The sequence below is a fragment of the Pseudomonas sp. GW821-FHT10B02 genome, from assembly GCF_059415665.1.
Genome location: NZ_JBWKNR010000004.1, coordinates 347,173 through 368,909, shown reverse-complemented (window position 1 = coordinate 368,909; position 21,737 = coordinate 347,173). Strand labels below are relative to the sequence as shown.

23 protein-coding genes are annotated in these 21,737 nt (G+C 60.4%); 11 read left to right on the top strand and 12 right to left on the bottom strand.

The window, feature by feature from the left end:
* Positions 1–148: 148 nt before the first annotated feature.
* Complete coding sequence (tyrS, locus tag AC07OF_RS09540; protein ID WP_157190966.1) at positions 149–1,348, bottom strand: tyrosine--tRNA ligase; 1,200 nt, start codon at positions 1,346–1,348, stop codon at positions 149–151.
* Positions 1,349–1,557: 209 nt separating this feature from the next.
* Between tyrS and AC07OF_RS09535 the strand changes: the two genes are divergently transcribed.
* Positions 1,558–2,988 carry a peptidoglycan DD-metalloendopeptidase family protein gene (locus tag AC07OF_RS09535; RefSeq protein WP_157190965.1) on the top strand — a complete coding sequence of 477 codons (1,431 nt, stop codon included), beginning with the start codon at positions 1,558–1,560 and terminating at the stop codon, positions 2,986–2,988.
* Between the two features lie 3 nt (positions 2,989–2,991).
* Entirely contained in the window at positions 2,992–4,083 is a 1,092-nt protein-coding gene (locus AC07OF_RS09530; protein ID WP_157190964.1) for an anhydro-N-acetylmuramic acid kinase, read from the top strand.
* A gap of 60 nt (positions 4,084–4,143) precedes the next feature.
* Here the strand turns inward: AC07OF_RS09530 and erpA are convergent, their stop codons facing one another.
* A complete protein-coding gene (gene erpA, locus AC07OF_RS09525) occupies positions 4,144–4,494 on the bottom strand; it encodes an iron-sulfur cluster insertion protein ErpA (RefSeq protein WP_028942121.1) in 351 nt (116 codons plus the stop codon).
* A gap of 156 nt (positions 4,495–4,650) precedes the next feature.
* Entirely contained in the window at positions 4,651–5,685 is a 1,035-nt protein-coding gene (argC, locus tag AC07OF_RS09520; RefSeq protein WP_157190963.1) for an N-acetyl-gamma-glutamyl-phosphate reductase, read from the bottom strand.
* Between the two features lie 142 nt (positions 5,686–5,827).
* On the opposite strand from argC, the gene hemJ reads away from it, so the two are divergent.
* From hemJ to AC07OF_RS09485, 7 genes are all read left to right on the top strand, one after another.
* Positions 5,828–6,253: a protoporphyrinogen oxidase HemJ gene (hemJ, locus tag AC07OF_RS09515; protein WP_157190962.1), complete on the top strand. Its 426-nt coding sequence runs from the start codon at positions 5,828–5,830 to the stop codon at positions 6,251–6,253.
* A gap of 33 nt (positions 6,254–6,286) precedes the next feature.
* On the top strand, positions 6,287–7,243 hold the full coding sequence (locus AC07OF_RS09510) for an NAD(P)H-dependent flavin oxidoreductase (protein ID WP_157190961.1): 957 nt from the start codon (positions 6,287–6,289) through the stop codon (positions 7,241–7,243).
* Positions 7,244–7,274: 31 nt separating this feature from the next.
* A complete protein-coding gene (locus AC07OF_RS09505) occupies positions 7,275–7,724 on the top strand; it encodes a DUF805 domain-containing protein (protein ID WP_157190960.1) in 450 nt (149 codons plus the stop codon).
* 87 nt (positions 7,725–7,811) lie between these two features.
* On the top strand, positions 7,812–8,585 hold the full coding sequence (locus AC07OF_RS09500) for an SDR family NAD(P)-dependent oxidoreductase (protein WP_157190959.1): 774 nt from the start codon (positions 7,812–7,814) through the stop codon (positions 8,583–8,585).
* A gap of 71 nt (positions 8,586–8,656) precedes the next feature.
* Positions 8,657–8,995 (top strand): histidine triad nucleotide-binding protein, encoded by a 339-nt coding sequence (locus AC07OF_RS09495; protein ID WP_107026538.1) that lies wholly within the window; start codon positions 8,657–8,659, stop codon positions 8,993–8,995.
* 65 nt (positions 8,996–9,060) lie between these two features.
* Positions 9,061–9,708, top strand: coding sequence for a 2-polyprenyl-3-methyl-6-methoxy-1,4-benzoquinone monooxygenase (gene coq7, locus AC07OF_RS09490; RefSeq protein ID WP_038606107.1), 648 nt, complete (start codon positions 9,061–9,063; stop codon positions 9,706–9,708).
* Between the two features lie 8 nt (positions 9,709–9,716).
* Entirely contained in the window at positions 9,717–10,757 is a 1,041-nt protein-coding gene (locus AC07OF_RS09485; RefSeq protein ID WP_157190958.1) for a DUF2157 domain-containing protein, read from the top strand.
* A gap of 64 nt (positions 10,758–10,821) precedes the next feature.
* On the opposite strand, the gene AC07OF_RS09480 is transcribed toward AC07OF_RS09485, so the two are convergent.
* Positions 10,822–11,244: an OsmC family protein gene (locus AC07OF_RS09480; protein WP_038616192.1), complete on the bottom strand. Its 423-nt coding sequence runs from the start codon at positions 11,242–11,244 to the stop codon at positions 10,822–10,824.
* 190 nt (positions 11,245–11,434) lie between these two features.
* Here AC07OF_RS09480 and crp point away from each other — a divergent pair, with 190 nt between their 5' ends.
* Positions 11,435–12,079 carry a cAMP-activated global transcriptional regulator CRP gene (gene crp, locus AC07OF_RS09475; RefSeq protein ID WP_038606102.1) on the top strand — a complete coding sequence of 215 codons (645 nt, stop codon included), beginning with the start codon at positions 11,435–11,437 and terminating at the stop codon, positions 12,077–12,079.
* Here crp and AC07OF_RS09470 read toward each other — a convergent pair.
* Genes AC07OF_RS09470 through AC07OF_RS09455 form a run of 4 tightly spaced genes read right to left on the bottom strand, consistent with a single transcriptional unit; the run spans position 12,076 to position 15,319 of the window.
* Positions 12,076–12,780 carry a lipoate--protein ligase family protein gene (locus AC07OF_RS09470; RefSeq protein ID WP_157190957.1) on the bottom strand — a complete coding sequence of 235 codons (705 nt, stop codon included), beginning with the start codon at positions 12,778–12,780 and terminating at the stop codon, positions 12,076–12,078. The genes crp and AC07OF_RS09470 overlap by 4 nt on opposite strands.
* A 53-nt stretch (positions 12,781–12,833) precedes the next feature.
* Positions 12,834–13,670 (bottom strand): indole-3-glycerol phosphate synthase TrpC, encoded by an 837-nt coding sequence (gene trpC / locus AC07OF_RS09465; RefSeq protein ID WP_157190956.1) that lies wholly within the window; start codon positions 13,668–13,670, stop codon positions 12,834–12,836.
* The gene (gene trpD / locus AC07OF_RS09460) at positions 13,667–14,716 is read right to left on the bottom strand and encodes an anthranilate phosphoribosyltransferase (protein WP_157190955.1); all 1,050 of its coding nucleotides are present in this window, start codon (positions 14,714–14,716) and stop codon (positions 13,667–13,669) included. Before trpD ends, trpC begins: the two co-directional genes overlap by 4 nt.
* Positions 14,717–14,725: 9 nt before the next feature.
* Positions 14,726–15,319 (bottom strand): aminodeoxychorismate/anthranilate synthase component II, encoded by a 594-nt coding sequence (locus AC07OF_RS09455; protein WP_157190954.1) that lies wholly within the window; start codon positions 15,317–15,319, stop codon positions 14,726–14,728.
* A gap of 398 nt (positions 15,320–15,717) precedes the next feature.
* On the opposite strand from AC07OF_RS09455, the gene estP reads away from it, so the two are divergent.
* Positions 15,718–17,622: an esterase EstP gene (gene estP / locus AC07OF_RS09450; RefSeq protein ID WP_157190953.1), complete on the top strand. Its 1,905-nt coding sequence runs from the start codon at positions 15,718–15,720 to the stop codon at positions 17,620–17,622.
* Positions 17,623–17,666: 44 nt separating this feature from the next.
* Here the strand turns inward: estP and trpE are convergent, their stop codons facing one another.
* From trpE to AC07OF_RS09430, 4 genes are all read right to left on the bottom strand, one after another.
* A complete protein-coding gene (gene trpE, locus AC07OF_RS09445; RefSeq protein WP_157190952.1) occupies positions 17,667–19,148 on the bottom strand; it encodes an anthranilate synthase component I in 1,482 nt (493 codons plus the stop codon).
* Positions 19,149–19,217: 69 nt separating this feature from the next.
* A complete protein-coding gene (locus AC07OF_RS09440; RefSeq protein WP_157190951.1) occupies positions 19,218–20,036 on the bottom strand; it encodes a phosphoglycolate phosphatase in 819 nt (272 codons plus the stop codon).
* A complete protein-coding gene (rpe, locus tag AC07OF_RS09435) occupies positions 20,033–20,707 on the bottom strand; it encodes a ribulose-phosphate 3-epimerase (protein ID WP_157190950.1) in 675 nt (224 codons plus the stop codon). The genes AC07OF_RS09440 and rpe overlap by 4 nt, the downstream gene beginning before the upstream one ends.
* A gap of 199 nt (positions 20,708–20,906) precedes the next feature.
* The gene (locus tag AC07OF_RS09430) at positions 20,907–21,734 is read right to left on the bottom strand and encodes an ABC transporter permease (protein WP_157190949.1); all 828 of its coding nucleotides are present in this window, start codon (positions 21,732–21,734) and stop codon (positions 20,907–20,909) included.
* Positions 21,735–21,737: the final 3 nt, after the last annotated feature.

Below are 21,737 nucleotides of genomic sequence, written 5' to 3'. Positions count from 1 at the left end.
TGGAACAGCTAACTCGTTGAATCTCAAGGAGTTTTCCGTTCCGACTGCGCCGGAAGTGGGGCGAATTATAGAGAGATTAAACGGGGCGTCAAGGGTTAATTTCAAAGTACTTCAAAACAACCTGCGCCCCACTCTATATATAGGTACGTTACTCAGCCTTCAAAGTAATACGCGCGAAGGCTTTCTTGCCGGCCTGGCAAACATGAGTAGCGCCCAGGGCAAATACGAAACCACGATCAACCACTTCGCCATCAACCCGAACACTACCCGCAGCAAGCAGGTCGCGAGCGGCTGCCGAGTTCTTCACCAGGCCCGCCTTATTAAGGATTGCAGAGATCGGCATCTCCTCACTCGCCAGCACTTCGACCTCAGGTAGATCTTCCGGCAGCTCACCATCCTTCATACGGTTGCCTGCACCGCGATGCGCATTCGCCGCTGCTTCTTCACCGTGGAAGCGTGCAACGATTTCTTCCGCAAGCTTGATCTTGATATCGCGCGGGTTCGCACCGGCCGCCACATCGGCGCGGAACGCATCGATCTCGTCCATCGAACGGAAGCTCAGCAGCTCGAAGTAACGCCACATCAGCGTGTCAGGGATCGATACCAGCTTGCTGTACATCACGCCCGGCGCTTCCTGGATGCCAACATAGTTACCCAGCGACTTGGACATCTTCTTGATGCCATCGAGACCTTCAAGCAACGGCATGGTCACGATGTTCTGCGCTTCCTGGCCGTAGGAGCGCTGCAATTCGCGCCCCATCAGCAGGTTGAACTTCTGATCAGTACCACCCAGTTCGACATCCGCCTTGAGCGCCACCGAGTCATAGCCCTGCACCAGCGGGTAGAGAAACTCGTGAATGGCAATCGGCTGATTGCTGGTGTAGCGCTTGTCAAAGTCGTCGCGCTCAAGCATGCGCGCCACGGTGTACTGCGAGGCCAGGCGAATGAAGTCAGCCGGCGTCAGCTTGTCCATCCAGGTGGAGTTGAACGCAACCTCGGTCTTGGCCGGGTCGAGAATCTTGAACACCTGCTGTTTATAGGTCTCGGCGTTATCCAGCACCTGCTCGCGGGTCAGCGGCGGACGCGTGGCGCTCTTGCCGCTCGGATCACCAATCATGCCGGTGAAGTCGCCGATCAGGAAAATCACCTGATGCCCCAGATCCTGGAACTGGCGCAGCTTGTTAATAAGGACGGTATGCCCCAGGTGCAGGTCGGGTGCGGTCGGATCAAAACCCGCCTTGATCCGCAGCGGCTGCCCGCGCTTGAGCTTCTCGACCAACTCGGACTCTACCAGTACCTCTTCCGCACCACGCTTGATCAGCGCTAGCTGCTCTTCAACCGACTTCATAACAGACCCGCAGGCTCAGATTCAAAGGGCCCCAACCATACAAGATCAGCCATCAATTACAAGTTTTTGCCCCGGATGTGACCCCGTAGCCGACTGATGACGTCTGCGCGCTTGCGCTAGAAGGGATTTGGTTATATTTTATACAGTTATTTCATCTTCATCATGTCATTCATCTTTTCCAATTCATCTATTTCAAAGTCAATTCATCTATGACCAACGAACCGCCTAAAGCGCCCCCGCTTTATCCGAAGAGCCATCTGTTGGCCGCCAGCGGCATCGCCGCCTTGCTCAGTCTGGCCTTGCTGGTGTTTCCCTCCAGCGAGGTAGAAGCCAAGAAAACCACCTTGAACCTCGAGCTGGAGAGCCCTGCCGAGCAGCTCAAGCAAGAACCGGACGCACCACTGGCGCAGAACGCAGAGGCATCCACCGCCTCACCGTTTGCCCAAATCGACAACAGCCCTGCGCCCACCGAGGAGACCGCCAAGGTCGAGCCGGCTGCTGCACCTGCGCCAGTACAAGCCGCCCCAGCCAAGGACCCTAGCCATCGCGAAGTGACCGTGAGCCGTGGCGACACCCTGTCGACCCTGTTCGCCAAGGTCGGCCTGCCGGCCAGCGCAGTGCAAGAAGTACTGAGCAGTAACAAACAGGCGAAACAGTTCAGCCAGCTCAAAAGTGGTCAAGTGCTGCAGATCGAACTGGACAAGGACGGTCAGCTGACCAGCCTGCACAGCAAGGTCAGCAACCTGGAAACCATTCGCCTGACCAAAGGCGCAAACGGTTACGCCTTCAATCGCGAAGTCAGCAAACCGGTGATGCGCTCGGCTTATGCCCACGGTGTAATCAAGAGTTCGCTGTCGGCATCCGGTCAGCGCGCCGGCCTGCCTCACAGCATGACCATGGATCTGGCACGGATCTTCGGCTACGACATCGACTTCGCCCAGGATATCCGCCAGGGCGACGAGTTTGATGTGATCTACGAGCAGAAGGTCATGGATGGCAAGGTGGTTGGCAACGGCAACATCCTTTCTGCCCGTTTCACCAACCGTGGCAAGACTTTCACCGCAGTTCGCTACACCAACAAGCAAGGCAATACCAACTACTACACCGCCGACGGCAACAGCATGCGCAAGGCCTTCATCCGCACCCCGGTTGATTTCGCCCGCATCAGCTCGCGCTTCTCGGCCGGTCGCAAGCACCCGATTCTCAACAAGATCCGCGCCCACAAGGGTGTCGACTACGCCGCACCACGTGGCACCCCGATCAAGGCTGCCGGTGACGGCAAGGTATTGCTCGCCGGACGTCGCGGCGGATACGGCAACACGGTAATCATCCAGCATGGCAACCGCTACCAGACCCTCTACGGCCACATGCAGGGCTTTGCCAAGGGCGTGAAAACCGGCGGCACCGTCAAGCAGGGCCAGGTCATTGGCTATATCGGCACCACCGGCCTGTCCACCGGACCGCACCTGCACTATGAGTTCCAGGTCAACGGCGTCCACGTCGATCCGCTGGGGCAAAAGCTGCCAATGGCCGATCCGATCGCCAAGGCCGAGCGTCAACGCTTCCTGCAGCAGAGCCAGCCACTGGTGGCTCGCATGAACCAGGAAAAAGCCACCATGCTCGCTTCCAACAAGCGCTAAGCAATGGCTCTTTATCTGGGGGTGATGTCCGGCACCAGCCTCGACGGCCTGGACATCGCCTTGATCGCACAGGAGCAGAGCACCCGGCTGCTCGCTACCCACTACATCCCCATGCCCGCCAACCTGCGCCAGGACCTGCTGGACCTGTGCGCCAGCGGCCCGGATGAAATCGCCCGCGCTGCGCTGGCAGAAGCACAGTGGGTAACGCTCGCAGCTCAGGGTATCGAACACCTGCTGGCCGCCCAAAACCTCAACCCGGCTGATATTCGCGCCATTGGCAGCCATGGTCAGACCATCCGCCATGAGCCGGCACGCGGCTTCACCGTGCAGATCGGCAATCCTGCTTTGCTCGCCGAGCTCAGCGGCATCTGCGTGGTGGGGGATTTTCGGCGCCGTGATGTGGCCGCAGGAGGCCAGGGTGCACCGCTGGTTCCAGCCTTTCATGAGGCACTGTTCGAGCATCAGGGACAACGCCTGGCGGTACTCAACGTCGGCGGTTTCAGCAACCTCAGTCTGATCGAACAGGACAAGCCAGTCAGTGGTTTCGACTGTGGCCCGGGCAACGTTCTGCTTGATGCATGGATTCATGAGAAACAGGGCCGCAGCTACGATGCCGACGGCGCCTGGGCAGCCAGCGGCCAGGTGCATGCCGACCTGCTTGCCAGCCTGCTCAGCGACCCGTTCTTCGCCGGTACCGGCCCGAAGAGTACCGGGCGCGAAGTATTCAACCTGCCCTGGCTCAAGCACCACCTGGCCACACAGCCGGTGATTGCCGCTGCCGATGTCCAGGCCACGCTGCTCGAGCTTACAGCCCACAGCATTGTCAGCTCGCTGCAGACAGCCCAGAAAGACACCCAGGCATTGCTGGTCTGTGGGGGTGGCGCCCACAACGGCACATTGATGAGCCGTCTGGCCGCCCTGCTACCTCGCGCCCGTGTCAGTAGCACTGCAGCTCACGGCATTGACCCGGACTGGGTCGAAGCCATGGCCTTTGCCTGGCTCTCCCACTGCTGCCTGCAAGGCATTCCGGGCAATCGTCCAAGCGTCACTGGCGCCCGCGGCCTGCGGGTGCTTGGCGCGATTTACCCAGCCTGAACCGCACACAGCAAAACGCCGCGCATTAGCGCGGCGTTTGCGGTGCAAGCAACCCAGCGATCAAATCGAGAACGACGAACCGCAACCACAGGTGGTGCTGGCGTTCGGGTTCTTGATGACAAAACGCGAGCCTTCCAGGCCTTCCTGGTAATCCACTTCGGCTCCTGCCAGGTACTGGAAGCTCATCGGATCGACCACCAGGGCCACCCCTTCGCGCTCGACGATGGTGTCGTCTTCAGCGACATCTTCATCAAAAGTAAAACCATATTGAAAACCCGAGCAACCGCCCCCGGTCACGAACACTCGCAACTTCAGGCGATCATTGCCTTCTTCATCGACCAGGGTCTTCACCTTGTGCGCTGCACCCTCAGTGAACTGCAATGCCACAGGGGTGAAGGATTCGACGCTCATGCTGACTATCTCCCGGCGCTATGCCGCCATAATGCGTGATGACGCGCATTATCCGCTTCTCCGAGAAAATCGGTCAACAATTGTGCGGCTTTCGTCTGGGTGCCGAGCAAAAACAACAAGGCCCGCACAAGGCGGGCCCGCTATCAGCAACGATACTTATGGCAGCAAGCCGGCATGCGACAGCCCCATGCGCTCATCCAGCCCGAAAAGGATGTTGAGGTTTTGTACAGCCTGGCCCGACGCACCTTTGACCAGGTTGTCGATGACTGACAGTACGACAACCAGATCACCACCCTGGGGCCGGTGCACGGCAATACGGCAGACGTTGGCACCGCGCACGCTGCGGGTTTCCGGGTGGCTGCCGGCGGGCATAACGTCGACGAACGGTTCATCGGCATAGCGTTTTTCGAACAGCGCCTGCAGGTCGACCGAGGTGTCGGCAACCGTTGCATACAGGGTGGAATGAATGCCACGGATCATCGGCGTCAGGTGCGGAACGAAGGTCAGGCCGACATCGCTCCCTGCCGCCCGGCGCAGGCCCTGGGTAATCTCTGGCAGGTGGCGGTGACCTTTGACGGCGTAGGCCTTCATGCTTTCACCGGCCTCACAGAACAGCGAACCCACCGCTGCGCCACGACCGGCACCACTCACGCCCGACTTGCAGTCGGCGATCAAGCGCGAGGCGTCAGCGATACCAGCCTCCAGCAATGGCAGGAAACCCAGCTGTGTTGCAGTAGGGTAGCAACCCGGTACGGCGATCAGGCGCGCTTGGCGAATCTGCTCGCGGTTGACTTCCGGCAGGCCATAGACCGCATCTTTGAGCAATTCCGGAGCGCCATGGGGCTGGCCATACCATTTGGCCCACTCATCGGCATCCTGCAGACGGAAGTCAGCAGACAGGTCGATGACCTTGGTGCCTGCCGCCAACAGTTCGCCCGCCAGGGCATGGGCAACACCGTGAGGGGTGGCGAAGAACACCACATCACAGGCCGCCAGGGTTTTCACGTCCGGCACGCTGAACGCCAGGCCGTCGTAATGGCCACGCAGGTTCGGGTACATGTCGGCAACCGCCAGGCCGGCTTCGGAACGCGAAGTGATAACCGCCACCTCAGCCTGTGGATGCTGTGCCAACAGACGCAGCAGCTCGACCCCGGTGTAACCCGTGCCGCCAACGATACCGACCTTGACCATAACGCGTGCCCCTTATCAACGAACCTACAGGAAAGCCCACGATAATAGGGGGCCTGAAACACGCCCACAACTGTTGAGATGGCCCGCCAGGCGCCTAGCCTCTACTATCTGACGACCGTGAACCCTGAAGGAACTCAACTCCATGCTTTTTCTCTGGATCAAAGCGCTGCATATCGTCAGCGTGGTCTGCTGGTTTGCCGGGCTGTTCTACCTGCCCCGCCTGTTTGTCTATCACGCGCAAAGCCAGGACAGCACCAGCCAGGAACGCTTCGTGACCATGGAGCGCAAGCTGTATCGCGGCATCATGCTGCCGTCGATGATCGCCACGCTGGTCTTCGGTATCTGGCTGATGAGCCTGACCCCGGGCTTTCTCAGCCAGGGCTGGATGCACGCCAAGCTCACGCTGGTGATCCTGCTGGTCGGCTATCACCACATGTGCGGCGCCCAGCTCAAGCGCTTCGCCCGCGGCGAAAACACCCGCAGCCATGTGTTCTACCGCTGGTTCAATGAAGTGCCGGTGCTGATCCTGCTGGCCGTGGTAATTCTGGTGGTGGTCAAACCGTTCTAACCTAAACCCTTACTCAGCCTCGGGATACCTGCCATGTCATTGCCTGCCCTGCTCGAACAACGCTTGCGTCTGCCGGTGGTTGCGGCACCCATGTTTCTGATCTCCAACCCGCAACTGGTGCTGGCCTGTTGCGCCAACGGGATCGTCGGCAGTTTCCCGGCGCTGAACCAGCGTGACAGTAGCGGCTTCAAGGCCTGGCTCGAGGAAATCGAGACGGGCCTGGCCGCCCTGGACAAACCTGCGCCCTACGCGGTCAACCTGATCGTGCACCAGAGTAATCCGCGTCTGCAGGCAGACCTGGCACTGTGCGTCGAACACAAGGTGCCGATTGTCATCACCAGTCTCGGTGCCGTGAAAGAACTGGTCGATGCCGTGCACAGCTATGGCGGTCTGGTGTTTCATGACGTGACGACCCGGCGCCACGCCGAGAAAGCCGCTGAAGCCGGGGTCGATGGACTGATCGCTGTCGCCGCCGGTGCCGGTGGCCACGCCGGTACCTGGAGCCCGTTCGCGCTGATTGCCGAGATCCGCCAGTTCTTCGACAAGACGTTACTGCTGGCAGGCTGCATCAACCGCGGCCATGAAATTCTCGCCGCGCAGCTACTCGGCGCAGACCTGGCGTACCTGGGCACCCGCTTTATCGCCACTCACGAAAGCCAGGCCCCAGGCCCCTACAAAGAAATGATGCTAGCGGCCAAGGCAGCCGATATCATCCACACCGCTGCGGTTTCCGGGGTGCCTGCCAGCTTCATGCGCCAGAGCCTGGAAAACGCCGGTTTCGACATGGCCGCCCTGCGCAGCCACACCGAAACCAAACTCAAACCCATTAGTGATGAGGCCAAGGCCTGGAAGACCGTATGGTCGGCAGGGCAAGGCGTCGGCGCCATCGACAAACTGTGCGCTGTCGAGCAACTGATTAACTGTCTTGACACTGAATATCGCCAGGCACAAGCCTCGGCCAAAGCCCTGAGCCAGCACTGGCCGGGTTGACCGATGAATTACGAAGGCAAAGGAAGCCCGTATGAATACCACCTTGGTCTCTGCAGTCTCGAGCAAGCCAAAGTTCATGAGCACGAAGGGGCGAATAGGCCGAGTGCGCCTGCTGGCCTGGACTCTGGCGCTGGCTGTAGCAACGATCAGTGGCCTGGTTGTACTGAGCGGGGTGTACAGCGCAATGCCGTCGATTCTGGTCGGCCGGCTGGTCATCGCTGGTTTGCTCATCGTCCAGATCCTGACCATGCTACCTGTCATCCAGCGCCTTCACGACCTGAACTGGAGCGGCTGGTTTTGCTGGCTGGGATTGATACCCTGGATAGGCTTGGTCTTTGTCTTGATCTTGGTACTGATGCCAGGTAGTCGCGCAGACAACCGCTTTGGCCCAGTACCAGTGCCCAACAGTACCCTCGAGGGGATTCTGGCCTGCCTATGGCCGCTACTGATCCTGGGCTTTATCGGTATCGCCGCACTCTAAACCGGAATCTAGGGCCCGCCTGCAGCGCTCGGGCTACCGTACCTGTAAACTGGGGGCTTTAGCCGCCCTTTCCGATTGGAGAACTGCATGACCCGTTACGCCATGATCACTGGTGCCTCCAGTGGCCTGGGCCTGGCACTGGCCGAGGCGCTGGCACGTCGGGGACGCAATCTGATCCTGGTGGCCCGCCAGCGTGACCCACTGGAAAGCATCGCCATCGAGCTGACCCAGCGTTTTGGCGTCGAAGTGCTATTTCGCGCCTGTGATCTGGGCGAACCACTGCGACTGTCCGGTTTCCTGCTGGAACTTGAAGAAAGCGAGCGCCACATCGACCTGCTGGTCAACTGCGCCGGCATTCGCTCCTACGGGCCGTTCCTGGCCCAGGAATGGGGCGACGAACAGGACCTGATCGAAGTGAACATTCTCGCCCTGACCCGACTTTGCCATGCGCTAGGCAATGCCATGGCCGTCCAGGGTGGCGGGCAGATCCTCAATGTCGCGTCCCTCGCAGCCTTTGCTCCAGGGCCATGGATGAGCAGCTATGCGGCGAGCAAGGCGTATGTGTTGCACTTCTCCGAAGGTTTGCGTGAAGAACTCAAACGCACCGGCATCAAGGTTTCGGTACTTTGTCCAGGCCCGGTCCGCTCGCCGTTACGGCGCATCCCGCGCTTGGAAAAGGGCCAGCGCTGCCTGAGTCCCGAGGAAGTCGCCTTGTACACCGTCCGTGCCCTGGACAAGAACCGTGCGCTGATCATTCCCGGTCGGCGCAACCGCTGGCTGGCATTCAGCCCGCGCCTGTTGTCGCGCTGGATGACCCGCAAACTGGCGGGCGCCATCAATCAAGCCTATTGCCCGCGCTGACTGCGCAGGGCTGGGCGTCGATACCCAGCCTGAGTACACTCAGGCCCGATCCCTCACATGGAGCAACCGTAGTGGAAACTCTGTTCACCAAGATCATCAACCGGGAAATCCCGGCCAAGATCATCTACGAGGACGACCAGGTTCTGGCCTTCCACGATATCGCCCCACAGGCGCCGGTGCATTTTCTGGTCATCCCGAAAAAGCCTATCCGCACACTCAATGATCTGACCGAAGACGACAAGGGCCTGGCTGGACACATCCTGTTCACTGCCCAGCGGCTGGCCAGGGAACTGGGCTGTGAAGACGGTTTCCGCGTAGTCATGAACTGCAATGAACTGGGCGGCCAGACGGTCTACCACATCCACATGCACGTACTGGGTCAGCGTCAGATGCACTGGCCGCCGGGCTGATCCAGGGCAAGCCCGATCACCTCGATTGCGGTAAACTGTCGGGCACATTCTTGCGGAGGTGCCCGATGGCTACCGAACGTCACTATTCGCCGCTCGACCGCTTGTTGCTGCAGGCCGATACCGCCATGCGCACCTTGCTACCTTTCAGCGGCCAACCATCCCGCCCGTCACCGGCCATCATCCAGCCGGATGTCACCCTGGACGATACCCAGACCCGTCACGTGGCCGGCCTCATGCGTATCAACCATACCGGTGAAGTCTGCGCGCAGGCGCTGTATCAGGGGCAGGCCCTGACCGCCAAGCTGCCACAAGTGCGCAAGGCCATGGAGCACGCGGCCGAAGAAGAGATTGACCACCTGGCCTGGTGCGAACAGCGTATCCGTCAGCTCGGTAGCCATCCAAGCGTACTCAACCCACTGTTCTACGGCATGTCGTTCGGCATCGGCGCACTGGCCGGTCTGGTCAGCGACAAGGTCAGCCTGGGTTTTGTTGCCGCCACCGAGCATCAGGTGTGCAAGCACCTGGACGAGCACCTGGAGCAGATTCCGAGCGAAGATGAAAAATCCCGGGCTATCCTTGAACAGATGCGCGTCGACGAAGAACAGCACGCCGAATCAGCCCTGGAGGCTGGCGGCTTCCGCTTCCCTGCCCCCGTGCGTTTTGGCATGAGCCTGATGGCCAAGGTCATGACCAAAAGCACCTACCGTATCTAGGACATGCCATGGCGGAACGCTTCGATGCCAAGGACCTGGCCCGCGCGGTGAGCGCAGGCGTTCTGAACCCGGGCCAGGACCAGGCCCTGCTTGAGTTTTTCAAGCGCCAACCGAGCACGCAGGCCAGCTTCCAGCTGGCTCATGTCGCATTCTACCTCGGCGCCCTGCTGATCATGGCTGCCATGGGCTGGCTGCTCAACGAGGCCTGGATGCGTATCGGCGACAGCGCCTTGCTGCTGATCGCCGTGGCCTACATTGCCGTTCTGACCCTGGGCGGGTTGTTCATGCAACGCCGCGGGCAGATCATCCCTGCCGGTGTGCTCGGCGCGGTTGCAGTCAGTATTGTGCCGTTGGCAGTGTTCGCAGTGGAGCGGCTCACCGGTTTCTGGCCGCTTGACGACACCCAGACCGGTTACCACAACTACTACACCTATGTGCAAGGTGGCTGGCTGCTGATGGAGGCGGCAACGGTTGTCGCCGGCTTGCTGATGCTGCGGGTGATCCCCTTCCCTTTTATCGTCATGCCGATCGCCCTGGCCCTGTGGTTCATGTCCATGGACCTGAGCGAATGGTTCTACGGTCATACCTTCAACTGGGAACAGCGCCTTGCCGTGTCGTTGTGGTTCGGCCTGGTAGTGCTGGCTGTATTCCTGGTGATCGATGGCCGCACCCGCCAGGACTTTGCCTTCTGGGGATACCTTGCCGGTCTTCTGGCCTTCTGGCTGGGGTTGAGCCTGATGGAAAGCGACAGCCAGCTGGGCAAAGCCTTTTACTGCCTGATCAACCTCGGCCTGATGGGCTTGGCGGTATTGCTTCGCCGACCGATGTTCATGGTCTTTGGCGCCATGGGCGTGGCTGCATACCTGGGCTACCTGTCGTACGAAGTCTTTGAAGACTCCCTGCTGTTCCCGCTGATACTGAGCCTGATCGGCTTGGGCGTTATCGCGCTGGGGCTGCTGTATCAGAAGCACCGTGAAGATCTGAGTCGACGTTTGCGCGCGCAACTACCCAAGGGCCTGGAGCAACTGCTGCCTGGGCTGCGCCGTTGACTAATCGATCGCGGGGCAAGCCCGCTCCTACTGTAGGAGCGGGCTTGCCCCGCGATGACATAAATCAGCCGAGTTCGACGATCTCGTAGCTATGGGTAATTTCAACACCCGCACGACCCAGCATGATCGACGCCGAGCAATATTTTTCTGCCGATAGCTCTACGGCGCGCTTCACTTGAGCATCCTTGAGCCCGCGACCTTTGACCACGAAATTCAGGTGGATCTTGGTAAACACTTTGGGATCTTCGCTGGCGCGCTCGGCTTCAAGGAATGCTTCGCAGCTTTCCACCGCCTGACGGGATTTTTTCAGGATGCTGACCACATCGAAGTTGCTGCAGCCACCCAGGCCCAACAAGAGCATTTCCATAGGCCGTACACCCAGGTTACGCCCGCCGGCCTCGGGTGGGCCGTCCATGACCACGACATGGCCACTGCCCGATTCACCGAGAAACATGGCTTCACCTGCCCACTGGATACGCGCCTTCATCATCCGGACTCCCTTACTTTAAAAAAGGCTGCCAGCTTAGTCCCAGAAGCGCCGGCGGAAAAGCTCAAGCGTGCGGGTAAATCTGCCGATACAACCACAAGTGTCTGATAAGCTGACGCCAAATCACTGGCACATAGCGCCAGACTACCTATAAAAGTGTACAAGCGTTGCCTCTTACCGGGATTCAGCCATGGTTGCCTCAGCCCTTCCAGCCAAGATCAAGAACATCGACAAGCTGCTCGCACATTGCCAGCGGCGCCGCTTTGCGGCCAAGAGCAATATCATTTGTGCCGGTGATAAAGCCGATAGCCTGTCATTCATTGTCAAAGGCTCAGTGACGATCCTGATCGAGGATGACGATGGCCATGAGATGATCATTGCCTACCTCAACAGCGGTGATTTCTTTGGCGAGCTGGGCCTGTTCGAACCTGCCGGCCAGGAACATCAGCGCAGTGCCTGGGTACGGGCAAAGAGCGAATGTGAAGTAGCGGAAATCAGCTATGAGAAATTCCGCGAACTGGCTCGTCAGGACCCCGACATTCTCTATGCATTGGGCAGCCAGATGGCCCAGCGACTGCGCAACACCACGCGCAAAGTCGGTGACCTGGCGTTTTTCGATGTAACCGGACGCGTTGCCCGCTGCTTGCTGGAGCTGTGCAAACAACCCGATGCGATGACCCACCCCGACGGCATGCAGATCAAGATCACCCGTCAGGAGATCGGTCGTATCGTCGGTTGTTCACGGGAGATGGTCGGCCGCGTCCTCAAGGATCTTGAGGAACGCAGCCTGGTACACGTCAAGGGCAAGACCATGGTGGTCTTCGGCACCCGCTAGTCGCGGGCGATGCCTTCGATCACTTCAGCGTAAGCCTGGCCGAGGCGCTCGAGCAAAGGCGCCTCGGGCACCACCTCGTGCAGGGCGATATGGCTGTCGGCCAGGCAGCGCTGCTCCAGTTCGCAACATTCGTTGAAGCGGTTGACCGCAGCCACCATCGACTCGCGCTCGTTATCCAACAGCAATGCGCCGTGCACCAGCACCACTGGACGCTTGCCGCCCAGCCCCTGGCGCCAGCGCTGAGCCGTACCTACCAGTTTGCGGCCATTGAGATTGACGTTGTAACGACCGTCGCAGAACGCCCCTTCGATTTCGCCTACCGAGGCCAGTCCGCCCCATTCACGCAACACATCGCACAAAGGCAGGCACAGGCGTTCGTAGGCATTTTCGATTCGGCCGTGGTCGCCTTCACTGCGAGGGGCCACATAGATCAGCGCGATATTGATCACCGCGGGCGATTGCGGCACCGGCTCGCCACCTGTTTCGCGCAACAACACCGGCCATCCGGCAACCGCCAGTTCGGAGCAGGCCGCCTCGAAGCCTTCAAGACGACTCATGCGCCGCGGCATGACCAGGGCATGATCGGTCGGGCGCCAGAACAACAGGCCATAGTCCTTTTCGCCCTTGCACACTGCTGCCAGCAGATCCTGCTCGGCATGCAGTCCGGCCTCGACAGTCACATCGACTAATTGATCAGTCATCGCAATAACCTTGTAGATACAAAAAAGCCGGCAATGCCGGCTTCAGAGTCGAATCAGTCCAGTCCTGGCACCAGATTCTGCACCGTGCGCTCAGGGAAGAACAGACGCTGCAACTCCAGCCCCGGATGCTCGGCGCGCATGAAGGCTTCGCCGACCAGGAACGAGTAGACCTCGTTGATTTCCATCAGCTCGACATCCGCGCGATTGAGAATACCGCTCTCGGTAATCGCCAGACGGTCGCGAGGAATCCGCGGCAGCAGGTCGAGGGTGGTTTCCAGGCTGACCTCGAAGGTATGCAGGTTGCGGTTGTTGACGCCGACCAGCGGGGTGTCGAGGGTTTTCAGCGCGCGCTCCAGCTCATCGCCGTCGTGCACTTCAACCAGCACATCGAGGCCGACGCTTTTCGCGGTGGCAGCCAGCTCGGCCATCTTCACATCATCCAGCGCCGAGACGATCAACAGCACACAGTCGGCGCCCAACGCACGCGCTTCGACGATCTGATACGGATCGATCATGAAGTCCTTGCGGATCACCGGCAGCTTGCACGCCGCACGGGCTTGCTGCAGGTAGGCATCGGCACCCTGGAAATAGTCGACGTCAGTGAGCACCGACAGACAGGTCGCACCACCTTTTTCGTAGCTGACGGCGATTTCGGCCGGCACGAAATTTTCGCGAATCACGCCCTTGCTCGGCGAAGCTTTCTTGATCTCGGCAATAACTGCAGGCTGTTTACGCTTGGCCTGTTCGATCAGCGCCTTGGCAAACCCGCGTGGAGCATCGGCAGCGGCAGCCAGGCGCTCAAGCTCGGCGAGGCTGACCCGGGCGCTGCGCTCGGCAACTTCCTGAACCTTGCGCGCGAGAATGTTTTCCAGAACCGTCGGTACACTCATCCTTCATTCTCCAGCTTGAATACGGCGGTGAAAGCGCCCAGCTCTTCGAGTTTTTCCCGGGCAAGGCCGGTGTGCAGTGCGTCGTGGGCAAGCTCGACGCCTTGCTTGAGGGTCATGGCGTGATCGGCGGCGTACAGCGCGGCACCGGCATTGAGCACGATCATTTCCGCAGCCTTCTGGCCATTCTCGGTCTTGCGCCGCCCCAATGCATCGCGGATCAATTCCAGCGACTTTTCCGGACTCTCGACCGCCAGGCCATGCAGGCTCTGGCTCTTCATGCCGAGATCTTCGGGCTCGACCCAGTACTCGGTAATCTGGTCATTCTTGAGCTCGGCAACGAAAGTCGGCGCGGCCAGGCTGAATTCGTCCAGACCATCCTTGGAGTGCACCACCAGCACATGCTTGCTGCCCAGCCGCTGCAGCACTTCGGCCAACGGACGGCACAGGGCCTGGGTGAACACACCGACCACCTGGTGCTTCACACCGGCCGGATTCGTAAGCGGGCCAAGCATGTTGAACAAGGTGCGCAGGCCCAGGTCACGACGTGGGCCGGCGGCATGTTTCATCGCCTTGTGGTGGGTCTGGGCAAACATGAAGCCAATGCCGACGCTGTCGATGCAGCGGGCAACCTGCACGGGCGTCAGGTTCAGGTAGATGCCGGCAGCCTCGAGCAGGTCGGCGCTGCCGCTTTTGCCCGAAACGGCACGGTTACCATGCTTGGCCACAGTGCAACCGGCAGCGGCTACAACGAAGGCCGAAGCGGTGGAGACGTTGAAGATGTTTGCGCCATCGCCGCCGGTGCCGACCACATCGACCACTTGATCCAGGGTATTGAGTTCGACCTTGTCGGCCAGCTCACGCATCACCGAGACCGCGCCGACGATTTCGTCGATGCTTTCGCTCTTCATGCGCATGCCCATCATGAAGGCACCGATCTGCGCTTCACTGCACTGGCCGGTCATGATCTCGCGCATCACATCGCGCATTTCTTCGGTGCTCAGGTCCAGGTGGCCGACGATGCGGCCGAGCGCGCTCTTGATATCCATGATCGATCCTTAGCGGCGGCCGCCGGTCTGTTTGAGGAAGTTGGCGAACAGCTCGTGGCCCTGCTCGGTGAGGATCGACTCGGGGTGGAACTGCACCCCTTCTATGTTCAGGGTCTTGTGCCGCAGGCCCATGATCTCGTCCACCGAACCGTCTTCAAGGGCAGTCCAGGCGGTCACTTCCAGGCACTCGGGCAGGGTTTCACGCTTGACCACCAGCGAGTGGTAGCGGGTCACGGTCAGCGGGTTGTTCAGGCCGTTAAATACGCCCAGGTCTTTGTGGAAAACCGGGCTGGTCTTGCCATGCATGACCTGGCGGGCCCGCACGACATCACCGCCAAAGGCCTGGCCAATGGACTGGTGGCCCAGGCAGACACCGAGAATCGGCAGCTTGCCGGCAAAGTGCAGGATAGCTTCGATGGAAACACCGGCCTCGGTCGGGGTGCACGGACCAGGGGAAACCACGATGCGCTCGGGGTTCAGGGCTTCGATCTGGGCGATGGTCAGTTCGTCGTTGCGAATGACTTTAACCTCTGCACCCAGCTCGCCGAGGTACTGCACGACGTTGTAGGTGAAGGAGTCGTAATTGTCGATCATCAGTAACATCTGGGTTCAACCTCTTGCATCTACTGACTTTAATGACATGCCTTGCGCGCGAGTGACATACGCGCCCCGCTCTGTGTGCGACGGTAGTTTCCGAATGCAGTGACAGTGACAGCGGTTTGAAAAAGGCAAAGCGATACTGGGCCGGAAAAACCGGCAGGAGATAAAGTCAGGCGCGCCAACGCCAACGGGCGTGGGCCTTGATAACGCGCATCAAGAGTTTGCTGACGATCAACACGGGGTAGGTCTCGTTCATACGTTCCCGCACAGTAGCTTACCGCAGCGGCGCACGCAATATGGCTGGAAGCATGGGGAAACGAATGGCCGGGTAAACAATACCCCCTGATTTGCTAAGGTCGCTCGGGCGGATTCTATAAAAACAATGAAAAGGGACCTCTTCGATGCAAAAACCTCCATTTTTCCGCTCATTACTCGGCACGTTACTGCTGGCCAGCAGCCAGGCATTTGCCGCGCCTTCACCCTATTCGACGCTGATCGTTTTTGGTGACAGCCTCAGTGACGCCGGGCAATTCCCGGACCCCAGCGACCCAAGCGGCAGCGGTCTGCGCTTCACCAACCGCGATGCAAATGGCCAGTACGCCGCGGTATCGCCCATGCTGCTAGGGGCACAACTGGGTATCGCGCCGAGCGAACTGGGTGCCTCCACCTCCCCGGTGAATGCCGCCCTGGGTCGCCCGGATGGCAACAACTGGGCGGTGGGCGGCTACCGTACCGACCAGATCTACGAGTCCATCACCGGTAGCTCATTGACCGTCATCCCCCCGGGTAACCCCGGGGCCGGCACCGTTTTGCGTGAGCGTCCCGGTTATCTTGCCGGGGGGCTGCGAGCCGACCCGAACGCGCTTTACTATCTGACCGGTGGCGGTAACGACTTCCTTCAGGGGCTGGTCACCTCCCCGGCTGGCGCCGTAGCCGCAGCTGATCGCCTGGCCGCCAGCGCCCACGCGCTGCAACAGGGGGGAGCGCGCTACATCATGGTCTGGCTGTTGCCCGACCTGGGCCTGACGCCAGCATTCAGCGGTACTGCACAGCAGGGGCCACTGTCGCAGTTGAGCAGTGTCTTCAATCAGGAGCTGGTGCGGCAGCTGGGGCAGATCGATGCGCAGATCATTCCCCTGAACGTGCCCCTGCTGCTTCAGGAAAGCGTCAACGCGCCACAACAGTTCGGCCTTGCCGTCGGCCAGAACCTGGTCGGCACCTGTTACAGCGGCAATGGTTGCCTGGAAAACCCGCTGTACGGAATCAACAGCGCCACGCCTGATCCAGACAAGCTGCTGTTCAACGACTCGGTCCACCCCACCAGCGCCGGGCAGAAGCTGATTGCCGACTACGGTTACTCGCTGCTCGCCGCCCCCTGGGAACTGACGCTACTGCCGGAAATGGCCCACGCCAGCCTGCGTGCGCATCAGGACGAACTGCGCAACCAATGGCAAAGCGACTGGCAAGGCGTCGGCCAGTGGCAAGCCATCGTTGCCGCCAGCGGACAGAAGCTGGATATCGATGGCCAGCGCAGTTCGGCAAGCGCCGATGGCCATGGTTACAACCTGACCCTGGGCGGCAGTTACCGCCTCGACGAAGCCTGGCGCATCGGTCTGGCCGTCGGTATCGATCAGCAGAAGCTCGAAGCCGGTGCCCACGACTCCGAGTACAAGCTCGACAGTTATCTGGCCAGCGCATTCGCGCAGTTCCAGCGCAACCAGTGGTGGGCCGATGCCGCATTGAGCGTGGGGCACCTGGACTATGGTGACCTGAAGCGTACATTCGCCCTGGGGATCAACGAGCGCAGCGAAAAAGGTGATACCGACGGCGAAGTCTGGGCCTTTGCCGCGCGCCTGGGCTACGACCTGGCTCAGGCTGACAGCGACTGGCACCTCTCACCCTTTGTCAGTGCCGACTATGCCCGCGTGAAAGTCGATGGTTACTCGGAGAAAGGCGCCCGTGCTACGGCGTTGAGCTTTGATGATCAGGAACGTGAATCACGCCGTCTGGGTCTCGGCCTGCTGGGCAAATACCGGATTGCGCCGACCACCCAGCTGTTTGCCGAAGTCGCCCATGAGCATGAGTTCGAGGATGATCAACAGGACCTGACCCTGCATCTGAACAGCCTGCCGGGCAACGACTTCACCCTCACCGGCTATACCCCGCAAAGCAACATGAATCGCGCCAGCCTGGGTGTGACTCATCAGTTAGCACCGCAACTGGCACTGCGCGCCGGATACAACTGGCGCAAGAGTGACGAACTGACCCAGCAAGGGATTAATCTGGCCCTGAGCCTGGACTTCTGACGGCATAAAAAACGGCGCTCATCTGGAGCGCCGTTTTTTCAACTTCAGCTGCGCGGCGTTTGTTCCGCCAGCGCTACCGCGCGGAACATCGCCCGGCGTTTGTTGATGGTCTCTTCCCACTCCAGCGCCGGTACCGAGTCAGCGACGATACCGCCACCGGCCTGGACATGCAGCTCGCCATCCTTGATGACCGCTGTGCGGATCGCGATGGCGGTGTCCATGTTGCCGTTCCAGGCAAAGTAGCCGACCGCGCCACCGTAGACACCGCGCTTGACCGGCTCAAGCTCATCGATGATTTCCATCGCGCGGATCTTCGGTGCCCCGGACAAGGTCCCGGCGGGCAGAATGGCGCGCAACGCATCCATGGCGCTGAGGCCTTCTTTCAGTTCACCGGTGACATTGGAAACGATGTGCATGACGTTGGAGTAACGTTCGATCACCATCTTCTCGGTGACCTTGACCGTACCGGTTGCCGACACCCGGCCGGCGTCGTTGCGGCCCAGGTCGATAAGCATCAGGTGCTCGGCGATTTCCTTGTCGTCCGACAGCAGATCCTCTTCCAGCGCACGATCAGCCTCTTCGGTGGCGCCACGTGGACGGGTACCGGCAATCGGGCGTACGGTGACCAGATTGTCTTCGACCCGGACCAGCACTTCCGGCGAGCTGCCCACTACGTGGAAGTCACCGAAGTTGAAGAAGTACATGTACGGCGTCGGGTTGAAGCAACGCAGCGCCCGGTACAGGTCGATAGGCGCTGCCTTGAAGTCGATCGACATACGCTGCGACGGCACAACCTGCATGCAGTCGCCGGCCAGGATGTATTCCTTGATGGTATCGACCGCACGCTCGTAGTCACTCTGGGTGAAGCTGGAGCGGAAGGTCGGCTCGGCGGCTTGCGGGCCACCCAGCTCCAGGCCGCGACGCGGGGTAATCGGCTGGCGCAGTTGTTCAAGCAGGCCTTCCAGACGTGCCAGGCCGTTTTCGTAGGCCTGCTCCTGGGCCGGATCGACCAGCACGATAGCGTGCATCTTGCCCGCCAGGTTATCGAACACCACCACGGCGTCGGACACCATCAGCAGGATATCCGGCACACCCAGCGGATCCGGGTTCGGGCATTTGCCCAGACGCTTCTCGACATAGCGCACGCAGTCATAGCCGAAGTAGCCCACCAGGCCACCATTGAAACGCGGCAGGCCGGCAATGGTCGGGACGTTGTAGCGCTCTTTGAAGGACTCGACGAAAGCCAGCGGATCTTCCACCTCGTGACGTTCGATTTCGACATCGTCATGGGTGATGCGTACCTGATGGTCATGCACCCGCAGCACGGTGCGGCACGGCAGACCAATGATCGAGTAACGCCCCCACTTCTCACCGCCCTGCACAGATTCAAGCAGGTAGGAGTTAGGTTGATCGGCCAGTTTCAGGTAGATCGACAACGGCGTGTCGAAGTCGGCCAGCGTCTCGCAGGCCAGGGGAATACGGTTGTAGCCGGCAGCGGCCAGGCGCAGGAATTCTTCGCGGGTCATGATAGCCTCGTGGCAAGCAGCAAATGGGTCAAACAGGCAAACGGGCCGGCAACGGCCGGCAGCGAACAGTCAGGCGCGCCAACGCCAACGGGCCAGGGCCTTGATGACTTTCATCCAGAGTTTGCCGGTAACCGCCACGATGGAATCTCGATCTTTGGGGGAATGAACGTCAGCCAACGTTATCCCAGTGGCCGCATCTAAGCAACCGGGCAACAGCGCGCGCAGGTCATCGATGACCAGGCACGGCTCTTCTTCGCTGATCGGCCGTCCGTGATTGTAGCCATAGCTCAAGCCCACGCACTTGACCCCGGCTGCTTTGGCCGCCAGCACGTCGCTGCGCGAATCGCCAACGAACAAGGCGGCTTCAGCCGAGACGTTGGCCATTTTCATGACAAACAGCAATGCTGCCGGATCAGGCTTCTTCTGCGGCAGCGTGTCGCCACCGATGATCCAGCGAAAATAGCGACCGATTTTCATCTGGTCGAGCAACGGCGCGACAAAGCGCTCCGGCTTGTTGGTGATCAGGGCCATTTCCACGCCCTGTTTGTGCAACCACTTGAGCGTGTCGCGTACGCCGGGGTACACCACCGTCAGCTGGTGGTTGTCGGCATAGGCCTGCAGGAACAACTCCAGGCCTTTCTCTGCCTCGTCTTCATCGACGCCGGCATGATCCAGACCACCGGCCAGGGCCCGGCGCACCAGCACCGGGGCACCATTACCGACCCAGTGGCGCACCGCCTCCAGGCCAGCGGGCTTGCGCCCCATTTCGAGCAGCATGTTATCCACCGCCGCTGCCAGGTCCGGTACCGAATCGATCAGGGTACCGTCCAGATCAAACATCACCAGTTTGGGCAGTGCGCCGGGGAACAGCTGCTCGAAGCCACTCATGGGCGCGCCAGGGCCAGTTCGGCATGCATCTTGGCAATGACCTCCTGGTAGTTCGGGGTATTGAAGATCGCCGAACCGGCGACGAAGGTATCGGCACCGGCGGCAGCGATCTCACGAATGTTGTTCACATTCACTCCACCGTCGATTTCCAGACGGATATCGCGGCCGCTGGCATCGATCAGCGCACGGGCTTCACGCAGCTTGTCGAGGGTGCCGGGAATGAATTTCTGACCGCCAAAACCTGGGTTGACGCTCATCAACAGGATCATGTCGACCTTGTCCATCACGTACTTGAGGGTGTCGAGCGGGGTTGCCGGGTTGAACACCAGGCCGGCCTTGCAACCACCGTCACGAATCAACTGTAGTGAACGATCGATGTGCAGGGTGGCTTCCGGATGGAAGGTAATGTAGCTGGCGCCCGCGTCGATGAAGTCGCCGATGATGCGGTCGACCGGACTGACCATCAGGTGCACGTCGATCGGCGCGGTGATGCCGTACTTGCGCAGTGCGGTGCAGACCATAGGGCCGATGGTCAGGTTCGGTACGTAGTGGTTGTCCATTACGTCGAAGTGAACGATGTCGGCACCAGCGGCCAGTACATTGTCGACCTCCTCGCCCAGGCGAGCGAAGTCGGCAGAAAGAATCGAGGGGGCAATAGCGTAGGGCTGCATGGCGCACCTGTAGGGCAGAATCACAGTGGCGCGCATTGTACCTCAGGCGAATGGCCATGGGCTGACCGGTATCAAAGCGGTCGTCGGATGTCGTACCGGGCTCCTTCGCAGCCCATCGCCGGCAAGGCCGGCTCCCACAAGAGCCAGTACATCTCCTGAGCTGTGGGAGCCGGCCTTGGCGGCGATGGGGCCAGCTTGGTCAGGCGGGCTGTTGGGTCCGCAGTTTCTCGCTACGCCCGCGCAACCATTCCAGGGTCAGCAACAGCACTACCGAGAAGGCGATCAGCAAGGTCGCCGCCGCGGCGATGGTCGGGCTGAGGTTCTCGCGGATACCGCTGAACATCTGCCGTGGCAGGGTCGCCTGCTCGGGGCCGGCGAGGAACAGGGTCACCACCACTTCGTCAAACGAAGTGGCAAAGGCAAACAGGGCACCGGAAATCACCCCGGGGGCAATCAGTGGCAAGGTCACCCGGCGGAAGGCTGTCAGCGGCGAGGCGCCAAGGCTGGCTGCCGCACGCACCAGGTTGTAGTTGAAGCCCTGCAGGGTCGCCGACACGGTAATGATGACGAACGGCACACCGAGCACCGCATGCACCAGAATCAGCGAAATGAAGCTGTTACCCATGCCCAGCGGCGCGAAGAACAGGTAGCTGGCGACACCGATGATTACCACCGGCACCACCATCGGCGAAATCACCAGGGCCATGATCAGCGGCTTGCCGGGGAAGTCACCGCGGGTCAGGCCGATCGACGCCAGGGTGCCGAACACCATGGCCAGGAAAGTCGCCGCCGGGGCGACGATGATGCTGTTCTTCAACGCCCGCATCCACTCGGCCGAGGCAAAGAAGTCGTGGTACCACTGCAACGAAAAGCCTTGCAGCGGATAAACCAGGAAGCTGCCGGAGTTGAACGACAACGGAATGATCACCAGTACCGGCAATACCAGGAACAACAGGATCAGCCCGCAGAGGATGCGCAAACTGTAGAACCAGACCCGCTCAACGGGCGACATGTAAGGGCTCAGCATGAC

Bases quoted from the DNA above. Each gene is read 5' to 3' on its own strand.
- hemJ (WP_157190962.1), top strand. From the start codon at position 5,828: ATGCTTTTTCTCTGGATCAAAGCGCTGCATATCGTCAGCGTGGTCTGC.
- estP (WP_157190953.1), top strand. From the start codon at position 15,718: ATGCAAAAACCTCCATTTTTCCGCTCATTACTCGGCACGTTACTGCTG.
- rpe (WP_157190950.1), bottom strand. From the start codon at position 20,707: ATGCAGCCCTACGCTATTGCCCCCTCGATTCTTTCTGCCGACTTCGCT.
- trpE (WP_157190952.1), bottom strand. From the start codon at position 19,148: ATGACCCGCGAAGAATTCCTGCGCCTGGCCGCTGCCGGCTACAACCGT.
- AC07OF_RS09470 (WP_157190957.1), bottom strand. From the start codon at position 12,780: ATGACTGATCAATTAGTCGATGTGACTGTCGAGGCCGGACTGCATGCC.
- argC (WP_157190963.1), bottom strand. From the start codon at position 5,685: ATGGTCAAGGTCGGTATCGTTGGCGGCACGGGTTACACCGGGGTCGAG.
- AC07OF_RS09440 (WP_157190951.1), bottom strand. From the start codon at position 20,036: ATGAGTGGCTTCGAGCAGCTGTTCCCCGGCGCACTGCCCAAACTGGTG.
- AC07OF_RS09510 (WP_157190961.1), top strand. From the start codon at position 6,287: ATGTCATTGCCTGCCCTGCTCGAACAACGCTTGCGTCTGCCGGTGGTT.
- AC07OF_RS09485 (WP_157190958.1), top strand. From the start codon at position 9,717: ATGGCGGAACGCTTCGATGCCAAGGACCTGGCCCGCGCGGTGAGCGCA.
- trpD (WP_157190955.1), bottom strand. From the start codon at position 14,716: ATGGATATCAAGAGCGCGCTCGGCCGCATCGTCGGCCACCTGGACCTG.
- AC07OF_RS09535 (WP_157190965.1), top strand. From the start codon at position 1,558: ATGACCAACGAACCGCCTAAAGCGCCCCCGCTTTATCCGAAGAGCCAT.
- coq7 (WP_038606107.1), top strand. From the start codon at position 9,061: ATGGCTACCGAACGTCACTATTCGCCGCTCGACCGCTTGTTGCTGCAG.
- AC07OF_RS09455 (WP_157190954.1), bottom strand. From the start codon at position 15,319: ATGTTACTGATGATCGACAATTACGACTCCTTCACCTACAACGTCGTG.
- AC07OF_RS09500 (WP_157190959.1), top strand. From the start codon at position 7,812: ATGACCCGTTACGCCATGATCACTGGTGCCTCCAGTGGCCTGGGCCTG.
- crp (WP_038606102.1), top strand. From the start codon at position 11,435: ATGGTTGCCTCAGCCCTTCCAGCCAAGATCAAGAACATCGACAAGCTG.
- AC07OF_RS09505 (WP_157190960.1), top strand. From the start codon at position 7,275: ATGAATACCACCTTGGTCTCTGCAGTCTCGAGCAAGCCAAAGTTCATG.
- erpA (WP_028942121.1), bottom strand. From the start codon at position 4,494: ATGAGCGTCGAATCCTTCACCCCTGTGGCATTGCAGTTCACTGAGGGT.
- trpC (WP_157190956.1), bottom strand. From the start codon at position 13,670: ATGAGTGTACCGACGGTTCTGGAAAACATTCTCGCGCGCAAGGTTCAG.
- AC07OF_RS09480 (WP_038616192.1), bottom strand. From the start codon at position 11,244: ATGAAGGCGCGTATCCAGTGGGCAGGTGAAGCCATGTTTCTCGGTGAA.
- tyrS (WP_157190966.1), bottom strand. From the start codon at position 1,348: ATGAAGTCGGTTGAAGAGCAGCTAGCGCTGATCAAGCGTGGTGCGGAA.
- AC07OF_RS09530 (WP_157190964.1), top strand. From the start codon at position 2,992: ATGGCTCTTTATCTGGGGGTGATGTCCGGCACCAGCCTCGACGGCCTG.
- AC07OF_RS09430 (WP_157190949.1), bottom strand. From the start codon at position 21,734: ATGCTGAGCCCTTACATGTCGCCCGTTGAGCGGGTCTGGTTCTACAGT.